The 12,332-nt window shown below is 49.1% G+C and carries 14 protein-coding genes and 1 rRNA gene; 1 reads left to right on the top strand and 14 read right to left on the bottom strand.

The annotated features are described in order from the left end of the window. The 14 genes from GX135_05660 to GX135_05595 all read right to left on the bottom strand — a co-directional run. On the bottom strand, positions 1-665 hold a 665-nt coding region (locus tag GX135_05660), incomplete at its 3' end, for an AMP-binding protein (GenBank protein ID NLN85571.1). Positions 666-674: 9 nt separating this feature from the next. Continuing rightward, positions 675-1,313, bottom strand: a complete 639-nt coding sequence (locus GX135_05655) for a hypothetical protein (protein NLN85570.1) — start codon at positions 1,311-1,313, stop codon at positions 675-677. Beyond that, entirely contained in the window at positions 1,306-2,178 is an 873-nt protein-coding gene (locus GX135_05650; GenBank protein NLN85569.1) for a hypothetical protein, read from the bottom strand. The genes GX135_05655 and GX135_05650 overlap by 8 nt, the downstream gene beginning before the upstream one ends. Beyond that, positions 2,175-2,873, bottom strand: coding sequence for a hypothetical protein (locus GX135_05645; protein NLN85568.1), 699 nt, complete (start codon positions 2,871-2,873; stop codon positions 2,175-2,177). The genes GX135_05650 and GX135_05645 overlap by 4 nt, the downstream gene beginning before the upstream one ends. Positions 2,874-2,875: 2 nt before the next feature. After that, positions 2,876-3,991 carry a hypothetical protein gene (locus GX135_05640; protein NLN85567.1) on the bottom strand — a complete coding sequence of 372 codons (1,116 nt, stop codon included), beginning with the start codon at positions 3,989-3,991 and terminating at the stop codon, positions 2,876-2,878. Then, complete coding sequence (locus GX135_05635) at positions 3,988-4,806, bottom strand: hypothetical protein (GenBank protein ID NLN85566.1); 819 nt, start codon at positions 4,804-4,806, stop codon at positions 3,988-3,990. Before GX135_05635 ends, GX135_05640 begins: the two co-directional genes overlap by 4 nt. A 143-nt stretch (positions 4,807-4,949) precedes the next feature. Beyond that, positions 4,950-6,251, bottom strand: coding sequence for a DUF2851 family protein (locus GX135_05630; protein NLN85565.1), 1,302 nt, complete (start codon positions 6,249-6,251; stop codon positions 4,950-4,952). Beyond that, positions 6,251-6,919, bottom strand: a complete 669-nt coding sequence (mtgA, locus tag GX135_05625) for a monofunctional biosynthetic peptidoglycan transglycosylase (GenBank protein NLN85564.1) — start codon at positions 6,917-6,919, stop codon at positions 6,251-6,253. The genes GX135_05630 and mtgA overlap by 1 nt, the downstream gene beginning before the upstream one ends. A gap of 74 nt (positions 6,920-6,993) precedes the next feature. After that, positions 6,994-7,257, bottom strand: coding sequence for a 30S ribosomal protein S20 (gene rpsT / locus GX135_05620; protein ID NLN85563.1), 264 nt, complete (start codon positions 7,255-7,257; stop codon positions 6,994-6,996). 57 nt (positions 7,258-7,314) lie between these two features. Further along, the gene (locus GX135_05615; GenBank protein NLN85562.1) at positions 7,315-8,580 is read right to left on the bottom strand and encodes a glycosyltransferase family 4 protein; all 1,266 of its coding nucleotides are present in this window, start codon (positions 8,578-8,580) and stop codon (positions 7,315-7,317) included. Then, complete coding sequence (locus tag GX135_05610; GenBank protein NLN85561.1) at positions 8,580-9,689, bottom strand: glycosyltransferase family 4 protein; 1,110 nt, start codon at positions 9,687-9,689, stop codon at positions 8,580-8,582. The genes GX135_05615 and GX135_05610 overlap by 1 nt, the downstream gene beginning before the upstream one ends. A 4-nt stretch (positions 9,690-9,693) precedes the next feature. Continuing rightward, complete coding sequence (locus GX135_05605; GenBank protein ID NLN85560.1) at positions 9,694-10,686, bottom strand: asparaginase; 993 nt, start codon at positions 10,684-10,686, stop codon at positions 9,694-9,696. Positions 10,687-10,688: 2 nt separating this feature from the next. Further along, a complete protein-coding gene (gene queC / locus GX135_05600) occupies positions 10,689-11,357 on the bottom strand; it encodes a 7-cyano-7-deazaguanine synthase QueC (GenBank protein ID NLN85559.1) in 669 nt (222 codons plus the stop codon). A gap of 275 nt (positions 11,358-11,632) precedes the next feature. Further along, on the bottom strand, positions 11,633-11,920 hold the full coding sequence (locus GX135_05595; protein ID NLN85558.1) for a hypothetical protein: 288 nt from the start codon (positions 11,918-11,920) through the stop codon (positions 11,633-11,635). Between the two features lie 293 nt (positions 11,921-12,213). On the opposite strand from GX135_05595, the gene GX135_05590 reads away from it, so the two are divergent. Then, positions 12,214-12,332, top strand: a 16S ribosomal RNA gene (locus GX135_05590); the annotation flags it as partial.

The raw sequence follows: 12,332 nt of genomic DNA, 5'->3' as shown, positions 1-12,332 counted from the left end.
GGCAGCCACATGTTCACGGTGAGTCCGAAAACGTGGTAAAGGGGCAGCATGCTCATGCAACTGTCATCAGGAGAAATGCCGAAAACCTGGATGCTGGCTTCCACATTGCTGAGAATATTGCGGTGGGTAAGCTGGACGGCTTTGGGCTCTTTTTCGCTGCCGCTGGTGAAGAGAATCACACTGATCTGTTTATCCGAACCACCGTGAACCATGGTTTTCAGGATGGGGGTGGGCAGTTTGGACATGGCTGCGGCTTTGAGTTTGTCTACGAGGGTCACCTTGGAGAGAATATCTTCCACAAATATCATGTGATCAATGGGTTCCAGATCGAGCTTTTCCAAGAGTTTCCGGCTGGTGAGAATGGTTTTGAAATGGCATTTTTCGCGGGCGTAGTGGCAGTTTTCGATGGCGCCGGTGGAATAGTTAATCATGACGGGAACCTTTCCATTCATCAGGGTTCCCAGAACTCCAAGCATGCAGCCAACTGAGGTGGGAAGCAGGATTCCCACATATCTTCCTCTTATTTTGGCAAGGCTGCTCTTCAGAATGAGCGACGCGATGAGCATTTTCGAATATGTGAAATCCTGCCCGGTGGCTTGGTCATACACGGCGATTTTTTTGCCATATTTTTTGGCGGATTGGATGAAGCGTTGGTGAAGCATCATAACTCCTTGCTATTTGATGATATGCAGCCAATCCCGCAGGAGAAAATCCAGCCTGCCGATGAGCAGCGAGATGCGGGCCATGACCGTGTAACCAAATGAGGCACCAAAGCTTACCATCAAAAACCAAATTCCAATTTTGGAGGGGATTTTATAGATTCCCTCCTGTTTTTTGCTGAAATAGAAGAAGAAAACACCGCAGAGGGTTCCCACAATCAGGAGAATGCTGCCAACGATGTCAACCGGAGAGGAAAAACTGAATGGGTTCACCATGGTGGCTGCCATCTGGGACATGAAATCGGATTTGAAACTGAGCAGCATGGACATGGCGGCGGAGGTTCCAACCATCAATGCCATCGGATAGCGGCTGAGCCATTGCAATTTTGGCACCATGCGCATAAGCATGAGAATGCCAAGTGTCATCGGGATGAGAAGAACCAGGTTTCCTCTGAAATCTGTGCCAAGCTTGTTGAAAAGGTTTGGGATGAGGATATTATATATGGTATAAACCAGCCAGTAGGAAGCGGAAAGGCCGACGAAGACCTGCTCCGCGAATTTATAGAAGGGATTGTCTTTGTAAAGAAAGCTGAAGATGCTGAGGGTGAAAAAAGCCGCCAGCCAGATGCCGAAAGTGGTCATGAAATTAGCCATTGTTCGCCTCCAAAGCCAGTTTGTCCATTTTACGTTTTCTTGCGGCGCGGATGTTTCCAAACAGGATTAAAAGTAAGATGAGGATGTGGGCAACGGATTGCGGGTTCATGCCACGGCTGGCGCTACCTTCATAGCCCATGAGCAATTCGTATTCCGCGGCGGATTTGAGACCGCCAAGAAGCCCATGGAGCTGGTCTTGGTCGCTCACGTAGGGCAAAAATCCGGGTGTGCTGACAGCGGTGGTTCCACCAGCCACAGGGACGTTGAATTTTCCCTTGGCAGTCATAATCCAATCCCGCAGACCGGGGTCACCAGCGGAGAGCGAAATCACATAGCGGATATCCTTGAGCGAGCGCACTTTTTCCAGCAGGCTGATTTCCTCATATTTTTTGCCGGTGATATCGCTTGGGAAAATGGCTTTCATATTGCGTCCCATTCCCTGGATGGTGACCAGTCCGCCTGGTTTGTAACCAAGGTTCACATAGTCTTCTCCATATTGGGGCAGCTTTGCATCAGGGTTCTGAGATTTCAGTTTTTCCTTCACATCGTTGAACGCCATATCCGCCATTTGGGGTCCTTGAGGCCACATCGCTGTGGCAATCACTTTGTGACCCTTTTGCCAAGCGTGTTCGATCAGCGCCAAAGCCATGGGCTGAATCTCTGTAATCACGGATGGATCATAATCAAAGGAAATGATTACAGGCGCTCCGGCAGGAACGGATTCGATGAGATCATAAACTTTTTGGGTGAGCGGCGTGCTTTGCGTTTTGAGCCCCAAAGGGAAAAGCATGGGCAGCATCACAGCCAAAACCAGGACGAGGAAAACGATGCGACGTTCGATGACAGTTCTCTCTGGCATTTTCATTTCCCGCCTCCCAGATAGGAGCGCTCGATGCCCAAAATGATGCGCAGCGAGGCTCCCACAATGCCCAGCGCGGCACTGATGAGAATGGCTCTCTGCGCGGCTGTGTTTGGATATTCCATGATGAAGTTTGTGAGTTCAGGCAGGCGCAGAAAGCTGAATTTATCCGGTATCCAGCCCGTGAGGAGCTGGGCGAAGCTGGTTCTGCCGAGCATAACGATTACGGCTGTAATCATCAGCAGGTTGGATTCGAAAGTGCGGATGATGAAAGCGCGATAGGCCGCGGATGCGATATAGAACGCCAAAAGTGAAAACATCGTGGCTGAAAGCGGGATGAAAGCGTTCGTGAAAAGATAGTCAAAAGGTTTTGCGCCGAGGAATTTCACAACTCCCTCACCCTGACCCAGCAACCCAGGAGTCTGTTCCATTCCCCAAAGCAGGCCAACAATCAGCATAAGTGCAAAACTGATGAGCCCGGAAAGATAATATGGCCAGTTTGGCATTTTGTTCTTGACGCGGGTGATGTTGAGATGCAGCAGACTGGCTTGACCCAGCAGGATGGCAAATCCGGAGATAATCATGAACCAATCAATGAGGGTGGATTCTATGGATGGAAATGGTTCGCGGGGAATGAATCCACCAATCAGGATTACCAATCCGGAAATGAAAGCGACAACAAGAGGTACATTTCGTTTCATTATCAACTTCCTCCTTCAAAAAAGTGTTTGAACCAGCCCCAACCGAGGATTTCCGCCACCACTCCAGCCAAAACCAGGATGATGACCAAAAGCTTTCCAAAATCGTGCCCTTTCAGGCTTCCCAATTGCTGAGGATCGCGCGAGATGTAAGCTGATGCTGCGTAAAGTTCTTCACCGATGAGAGTGTAGTCGCAGGAAACCACAAAAAAAGGCAGTTGGTGCGGCTGGCCTGTTCCGGCGGTTTGGATGGCGCCAGTGCCAAAGCCGGTTTCGGTGAGTATGAGGGATTCAGCCCAGAAAGCGCCTAAAAAGAAGTTCGCGGCAGGCTGTTCACGTAGCATGATGCCGTCCACGCCTGCCACAAAGCCAAATTGGTCGTCGCTGAGGTAAAAGATGTTTTCCTCGCGATAGGCATCTGGTCTGCCAGCTTTCATGTAAGCTTCCTTCACGGTTTCTCTGGCAGCGGACATAACCATTGAAGAGCGGCAGGGAACCAGCAATTCGGTTCCATATTCGGCTGATTTTTGGGCAAGTGGGCTCAGGATGTTCAAAGCGGCGATGGTTTGAATGTCGCCCAAATCGCTGAGGCCAGGAACGAAGAGGATGGGTTTACCTTTTTCAGTGGCGCGTCCGATGGCTTCGTCCATGCTGTCCAAACCGCTGATTCTGCGGATGAAAAGGTCTTTGCCCTTACGGCCCAAATAGATGTAATACAGGATGGCGGCGCAAACCAGACTGAGCATGATGAGCAGGGAAAGCTTGTTCATATCGAACCATTGCGCCTTGGTGGTCGCAGAGCCTGTGAAGACGCTGCTGTCGCCGGTTGCGCTGTTGTAGGAAATGAGCCTGTATTTATACGAGTCGCCGATTTCCAGGCTGGTATCAATATGCTGCCCCTGAGTGGAGAATTCGTTGAAAAACTCGTGAAAAACCCCCAAACTATCCGCTTTTTGCAGGCTCAAGGAGTCCATCTTGGGGTCAAGTTCCCATTTCAGCAAAATGGCGGTTCCATCATCCCAGGGCATATCCGAGGCTGAAAAAACAGGCTCAGCAGCCAGGGTCAGCAGCGGATAAAGCCCCACCAGAAGTAGAAAAGCTACGCTTAGTAATCTTTTCATTTCTCGGCTTCCTTGGCAGGGGCTGGGTTCAAGAAAGCGTCTCGAATCGAGCCTGCTGCTTCCACAACCGTATCAACCTGCTCCTGATTCAGAGGGTTGGTGCCTGCGGTGTTCATCATATCTGCCAGATCGCGGGTTTTTTGGAGGGCTTCCTTGAAGGCTGCGGTATTGGCATATCTTTCAGATTCCATCAAAACGAGATTCTCTGACAGTGCCTGCCAAGCCGGAGTAACCAACACCTTGGATTTTTCTGTGCTGTAATTCGTGGCGATGAGCCCGCCAACCTGGTTAACGGTTTGGCTCCAGATTCCCAAAGCGACAAACGTATAATCATTATCTTTGCCAAGCTCCAAAAGCGCGTGATCCACATTGTGTTGAAACCTGAAAAGCAAGGTCTCCAATGCATCCCAGTCGCCAGAGGCAAGCAGCGGTTGGACGCCTTGGTCATATTTGGTTGCCACTTCAGCCAATCTCAAAATCGGGGCGAATGATTGAATCTGGGCGGAAGCTGCACCCAGCCAGGCTTTGTCTTTTTTGCCAATCGCCAATCTGGAATTGGCAATCTGGGTTCCAAAAGCGAAGGCAACCCTCATGGTATCAGAGTTTGCCACATTGAACCGGGTTTGGGCAAGACCGGCAAGGTCTTCGTCTTCCAGCTTGTCCAAAGCCAGGAAAACCGAGTGGAAGGAAGGTATGGTCGCGTATTCAGACACTTTTTCCTTTCCGTCTGGCATCTTGGATTTGTTTTTGTTTTTACAGGCGGCGAAAGCCAGGATGGCCAAAACGGCCAGCAAAATGGTCAGTGTTTTTCTCATCATTTCAATCCTTTATCTATAAAACGGTGGTGGCTCCAGCGGAACCTCTGGGCTCAAAAAAGCTTCAAAACGACTCGGTGCAGGATTCGGGAGCGGGGCTGGGATGTCAATAAAAATCGATAAATAAAATTTTGAATAATGCATCAGGGCCTGTCTGCCAAACATTCTTCGCAAAGATGATAACGGCAATAGCGGTGAAAGAGTTCCATCAAACCCTGCTGCAACAGCGTGCTTTTGCTCACGGTGCGGGATTGCGATTCGCTGAGCCAGCGGTTCATAAAACGGGTGATATGGTTTTCCTGCAGGGCGGGGAAGCTTTTATAATAGTGGATGATTCTTTCTTGAGCGGCTAAGTCTGAGTGTTTTTCACCATACATATAACTGATGGGCAGGAAGATATTTATATAGATATTGCTGATCAGACCTTGACCGGGACGGGGAAGCTTTTCCGAACCGGGTAACACAGATTCTGCGAACGCTTGCGAAAAGGCTTTGAACACCTTTTTGGGTTCCGCGTTTCCACTCAACACTTTATCTTGGAAATATTCCATCAAACCCTGTCCGGAAGTGCGATGGATGAGGCTCGCCATGGCAAAAATGCGGTAGAGTGGATGTCCTTGGGGACGCACTCGGAAAAGCTGCCAGTCAATTTGGATGCGGCGCGAGAAAAAGGGCTGCCGTTCCCAAGCTTCCTGCAAAAGCCGTCGCAAACGTTCGTCCGGATGGCTCCCGCAGCGTTCCAACAATCCGCTGGAACAGCTCAGGATGGCAACCAGATCCAAGGCATCCAAACCTTCGCTCTGCCAGGCGCGGATATCTTTGAGCGGAATTGCCTGAGCCAGGTAAAGCAGGTTATGCTTGTTTTTTTCATAGCCCAGAGCCTCCATTATTCCTTCATAGAGAACCTGGTCAAAATCGCTCAAAATCAGTGCCGCACTGAAACGGCGTGCTTTATTTTGAAAACGGCGCAAACCCCAGGCTCCCAGTGTGCTTTGAAAGGAATCCGCATCCAGAGCGGAAAGCAGGTCACAAAACCCACCCCGGGCTTGCAGCGATATGGGTTCACGCTGTTCCAATAATTTGCGAATGTCATCGCTTAATTGGTTTTGCAGCTCCACAATCTCCACGGCAGCGCCATCTTCCTTCACCGTGAGGGTTTGCATGCCGGCATTCATCACCACATGCAGCACAACATTGTTGTAATAAGGGTCTTCATGGTGTTCGTGTGCCTTCCAATCGTAGCTGTTGATATGGATTTCCACGTCTCCACGCATGATTTGACCCCCAAGGTCGATCACGGCATTGCGAAAATCCGGGCCTCTGCCTGTGTTGAACTGTCCCTGATAATTCACCTGCACGGTTTTACCGCTGGCTGTTTTCAGCGGTGTGAGCAGGTGACCCGCGTCCCAAATGTGATATAGGAATTTTTCTTCCAAGCTGGCCATCAAAAATACCTTTTCAACATTTGATAGCGTTGCCGCGCGGAGCGGGACTTGTTCAGCGTGTGGGGACTGTAATCAATTGGATTGCTGAGCACGGCGATGAGGCGCATACTCTGGTCACGACTGATTTTGGCACAGCTTTTTCCATAATAATATTGTGATGCGGTTTCAATCCCAAAAATCCCCTGCCCCCATTCGACATAATTTAAATAAAGCTCCAGCATCCTGTCTTTGCTCATGATAACTTCCATCAGGACAGTCACTTGGGCTTCCAGGTATTTTCGCACCCAGTTGCGGTCTGTGGTCAAAAATATCGTGCGCGCCACTTGGTTGCTGATTGTGCTGGCGCCAAATCGGATTTTTCCAGCCTCCTGGTTTCGCCTCCAAGCCTGTTTAATCATATTCCATTCAAAGCCGAAATGCTTGTAATAATTTGCGTCTTCGATGGCAATGACCATTCGCACTGTGGAAGGTGGGATATTTTCGAGGCTGATGTTTTCCCTTTTGTGCCAATCATAGCCACGGATTAAGTGTCTCTGCAGCATCAAAGGTGTTAGCGGCGGATCCACAAAGCTGTAGATGACACAAAAGATGGCAATGATGACCCAAAACCCCAGATGGGCAAAAAATATGCCACGCAGGATTCTGACTACTGGCTTGCGCTTCTTCAATGGATTTGAGTGTTTTACCGCACAGAACGGCAAAAATCAAAATTAAGTGATATGTGGTTTTGACCGGATTTGATTCACTCCTGAACCTGGGATTTATTGACGTAGGAAGCCAAGCGGGCTTTGCGACGGGACGCGGTACGTTTGTGAATCACGCCTTTTTTGGCAGCTTTGTCCAGTTGGGAATAGATTTCGTTCAAAAGAGCTTCTTTTTCTTCGGCGGGCATATCGGTCCGAAGCTGCTTGTCCAGCGTTCTAATTGTGCGTTTTACATAGTTGTTGCGGGCTTGACGTTTGGCGTCAGTTTTCATTCTTTTCATTGGGGACTTAGTTCTTGGCATTTTTCACCTCAAGTTTTGTTAATCGTTTGAGACAGGATTAAATGAGGCCAGTTTTTGTCAACATTTATTCAATCCTCTCAGAAGGGCGATAAGTTTTTGAGCTTGACGCGCGGAGCTCAGTTCGGCATTATCCGCCTGATTTTTATCGTTTTCACCAGCTTCCCAAGCCTCATAAAGTGATTTTAACTTTGCACCCGCGAGCGCGGTTTCATCAACATCAAAACAGGCTCCATGCCCATATTTATTGATGAGTTCCTCCGCTTCTCCGCCTCTGGGACCCAAACAGAAAATACGGTTTCCCGAACCTATATATTCAAAAAGCTTGGAAGTCAGCATGCCCTGGAAGCCATCATAATAGTTGATTAAAAGCAGCAAAAGCTCGCAATCGGCGATTTCAGCCAAGGCTTGCTGATGGGGTAAAAACCCAGATATTGAATGCTGTCCGGGCAAATTATCAGCCAGGAATTTACGTTGATTCTGGCTCAGAGCCGTGCCAACGAATCTCAGCTCAAAATCCTTTCCCGCCAGAGCATTTTTGATAAGCTTGACGGCTTCTTCAAACCTTTGTCCCTCAGTGAGATTGCCCACATATTTTATCCGATATTTGGAGGTTTTCTCCTCAGCTTCAGAAACCGGAACAGGCTGAAATCCACTGTAGATTACCTCGGTATTTTTCGAAGGCAGTTGCGAAGCCAAATGATTTGACACAGCGATATTTAAATCGGCTGATTTCGCCACTTTTTGTTCCAGACGCCGCTGCAGATTCAAACTGAATTTCGATGGCGGATTCAGCTTTAAATAATAAATTGAACTCCAGGGGTCACGCCAATCCGCAACCCACTTAACATTATGCCGCTGTTTGAGTTTCAGTCCCACCAGATGAGTGGAATGAGGCGGTCCGGTCGTGATTACCAGATCGACAGGGTTTTTACGCAAAAACCGGGTGGCATGGCGCAGCGCGGAAGGGTTCCAGATTTTGCGCACGTCCGGAATAATCAGGTTCAATCTGGTCCAAACCAAGGCTTTTTTCAACGGGCTGGCATTGGTTTCCAAATCAAGACTTCCGTGGGGCAGTTCGCTTTTTTCCCCGAAAAGAAGTTTCCAAAATTTCGACAGACTGGGCGCTTCGCTGCGCAGAACCCGCACTTCGGGTGGGATTTCTTTCAACAAACTTGTGTCCTGCACGGGATGGTCACCACCCTCAGTGGTCAAAACCGTCACCTCAAAACCCGCGTCCACCAGCTCTGGCAACCATTTCAGCCATCTTTGCACAGCCGCGCCGCCACAGGGTGGGAAATAATAACTGATTAACAGGATACGCATCAGGCGCTCAGAATCAGGTCTGCCAGTTTTTGCCAGGAAAAGCGCTCAATATAGGCTGGAATATTTGGCGCCATCGCCTGCTTCATGTTTTCCTCAAAATAGCGAATCAAAGCTCCAGCCAGGAGTTCAGGGTTGTCTGGCGCAACCAGCAGCCCGGTTTTTCCGGGGTCGATATATTCGCTCAAGCCGCCCACATCAGACGCGATTACCGGCACTCCAAAGCTGTAAGATGTTGCAATCACACCGCTTTGGGTGGCACTTTTATAGGGCAGAACGCAAACTTGAGATTGCTGAAAAACCGACGCGATTTCGTCATTTTCAATATACCTAAAACGTGCGTCCACAGCCTCTTCCAGACCTAATTGGCGAATGAGCCGCAGATATTTTTCAGGCTTGCCATAAACTTCACCGGCAATCAACAAACGCAGGTTGGGAACACGTTTACGGGCTTGTTTAACCGCTTTCAGCAGCACGTCCAAACCTTTGTAAGCCTTAATGAGACCAAAAAACAAAGCGGTAGTAGCGGCTTCATTTTCCTGCGGGGAGCTGTCCTGCGCGCCCACATAGCAATCGTAGATGGGATGAAAGCCCTGAACACCTTTGGCAGAAATATCCGCAGGCATTTTTCTGGCTAAATCTTCGAACGTGGCTCCGGAAAGCGTTACGATTTTATCACAATGCTTAAAAAATGCTTTCGAAAGCATGTCCGCGCCTGGCCATTTTTCATGAAAATCCACATTGTGAGCCAGGCAGATGCGTTGGATGTGTGGCAGGCGTTTGCAAATCCAGGTGTAGCTCGGCGCGAACCAGGGTAAAAACCACGAGACAATCAGCAGGTCTGGCGCCCAGGCCTTGATGCTCTGAACCGCTTTCTTCCAGCTCGCGGGCAAATATGGTGTGAAAACCCGCTCCACTGTGACGTTTAAGTCTGCCGAAAAGCTGGCAGTCTGCGAACTTCCCGGGAAAATAAGCTTTGGATATTGGCTCTGAAAAGTGTAGAATCGGACTTCATTTTCCTGCGCTTGAAATTCCTGCCCAAGCATCAACGCGAATTGGGAAATCCCACCTCTGAACGGAGGTGCCGGCCCCAAAATCGCGATTTTTTTCATGAAATCAATCTCTGCCCTGCAGGAAAAAACGTTTCACTAACTCCGGATCGTCATATTTTCCAAAAAGAGCCATCAGTTTCAGGCGAACTTTAGCGCCTTTGAGGTCTCCAGCCAACATGCAACCCATATCCTCAAGGTGTTTTCCGCCGCCCTCATATCCATATTCAGAAAGCACGCGGCCTGTGTTGCAACGGGAGCAAATTGCCACCAGGATGTTCTTTTTCAGCGCGTTTCTAATCTCGTCCAAGAGGCTGCAAGGCAGGTTCCCACGCCCGAAAGCCTCAATCACAATGGCTTTGACGCCGCTTTCCACCGAGCTGCGAATATGCCTGCCATCCATTCCTGCCACAGCTTTTATCAAATCCACCGCGGTGTCCAGCTTGTCCGTCCAAACGTTTTCCCGGAAAAGCGTGCTGCGATGATACACAATCGTGTCTGGATCCACGCTGCCCAGAGGACCGTAATCCACCGAACGGAAAGCATCAACCTTGCCGGTGTCAAACTTCATAACGTCACGCGCGGTGTGGATTTCATCATTCATCACAACCAACACACCCTTGTCTGTGGAATCGTGATGGCTGGCAACTCTCACGGCTCCAATTATGTTTCGGGGTCCATCCAAACCAATGTCACTTCCGCTGCGCATGGCAGCAGTGAAAACCACCGGTTTGCGCGTGGTGAGCACCAGGTCACACAAAAAGGCGGTTTCCTCCAAAGTGTCTGTGCCGTGGGTGATTACGACACCATCATAATCCATGATGCGCAGGTCGATGAGTTTTGCCAGTTCCAGCATCATCTGCGGTGTAATATAAGGACTGGGCAGGTTGAGATATTCCATCACATCGATGTTTGCCACGCTGTTGAGTTGGGGAAATTCCCGTAACAAATCTGCAAATTCCGAGCTCGGAACCACTCCCATGGAGCCTTTCGCCTTCATGGAAATTGTCCCTCCGGTGAGGATAATCAACACATTTTTCAAGTTATTTTCTGAATTCATTTCTACTTGTTCCTGTATTTAATGGGGTCGCTGTGTCCAGCTTGGGTAAAAGCTTTCAAGCGCAGGCGGCAGCTTTCGCATTCGCCGCAGGCTTCTTCGTTGCTAACGTAGCAGCTCCAACTATGTTCAAAAGGCGCCCCCAATTCCATGCCCAGCTTCACTATTTCCGCTTTGCTGAGGTGCAAAACCGGCGTCACAATTCGTATGGGAACCAAGTTTTTGGTCCCGGTCTCCACCACTTTTTCAAAAGCCCGGAAAAACACTTCCCGGCAGTCTGGATATCCGCTGCTATCTTCTTCCACCGCACCGATATAGATGGAATTCGCGCCCAAAACCTCCGCCCAGGAAACAGCCGCGCACAGCAAATTTGCGTTGCGAAAGGGAACGTAGGTGGAAGGCACTTCACCAGTTGGATCTTGTGCGGGGATTTCCTGCTCAAAATCTGTGAGCGAAGAACCGCCAATGCGGGAAAGCCAGTCCCAGTTTATCACTTCGGCGCGTTTGGGATGGTAATGTTGGCAAATGGCTTCAAAGCTTGCTAGCTCTTTTTTTTGGGTGCGCTGACCGTAGCTGATATGCAGGAAATTCAATTCCTCACTGTCTCTGGCAGCCACCGCGGCGCTCACCAAACTGTCCAGCCCGCCGCTCACAAGAACGATTGCTTTGCTCATCAAAAACTTCCGCAATTTTTATTTCTTCTCACTTTCAGGTGCAGTCCTATTTTGTCAAGTACGGTTTTTCGCCTCCCGCTCCGCAAACCAAATCAATGTGCGCAGCGTGGGTTCTATTGAATGGTTAAAAAATGGTGCCTCTTGCTTGCCCCCTTATGTCTTCCTTATGTTTATAAAGGTAAACATTGGGAATATATAGGTTTAGCGCCTTGATGACCGTTTTTCAGCAGACTCGTTCTTATATATGGATGCGCTCTAATAGTTGGAGCCGCTCTTTATTCCGGCTCGATAGCATCTTGGCCTCTCCTCCTCAACAGTCCGACCATGGCCGGGGGGCTGACGAGTATCTCTTGAGAAATTTTGCTGTGTGAATAAAGGGTGAGGCAGGCAAGCTTGTCGTTAGCGTTCAGGCGAGCCATAAAGGTCTCTGCTCCATTTCCGCTCAGCCACAATTTTTTTGGGTTATTTTGTTTGCTTTTTCGTTGTTTTGGATTAACATATCTATTGAGATTCATTGCCTCTTGTCTTGATTGTGAGACTTGGCAGGAGTCGAGTTTTGGCATAATATCATAACGTTATTTGGCTGACCTCAGCTTGTTTTTCGTTATTTTATCGAGCCAAAGCAAGGAAATTCAGAAATATTTTTCACATCGTAACCAGTTCTGTTTAAATCAGTTGCGACAATGGTGAAAAAAGTATGTGGGACAATATCAGATTTTTATCTTGACAGAAAAACGCCCCCTGAATAATTTGACCGAACGTGCGCTTGAGACGCTCAGTTTTCCGGCGCAGAGATCTTTACAAGAATATAGAGTGGGAATGAGTGGGAAAAGCTCTTGTCAATTTCTAATCATTATACATGATGGAGAGTTTGATCCTGGCTCAGGACGAACGCTGGCGGCGTGGATTAGGCATGCAAGTCGAACGGTATGGTGCTTTCGGGCATCAGAGAGTGGCGAACGGGTGAGTAACACG

This window comes from Candidatus Cloacimonadota bacterium, assembly GCA_012522635.1.
Lineage (GTDB): Bacteria > Cloacimonadota > Cloacimonadia > Cloacimonadales > Cloacimonadaceae > Syntrophosphaera.
Note: the sequence above shows the minus strand (reverse complement) of the source record. Positions and strands in the feature narration are given on the sequence as shown.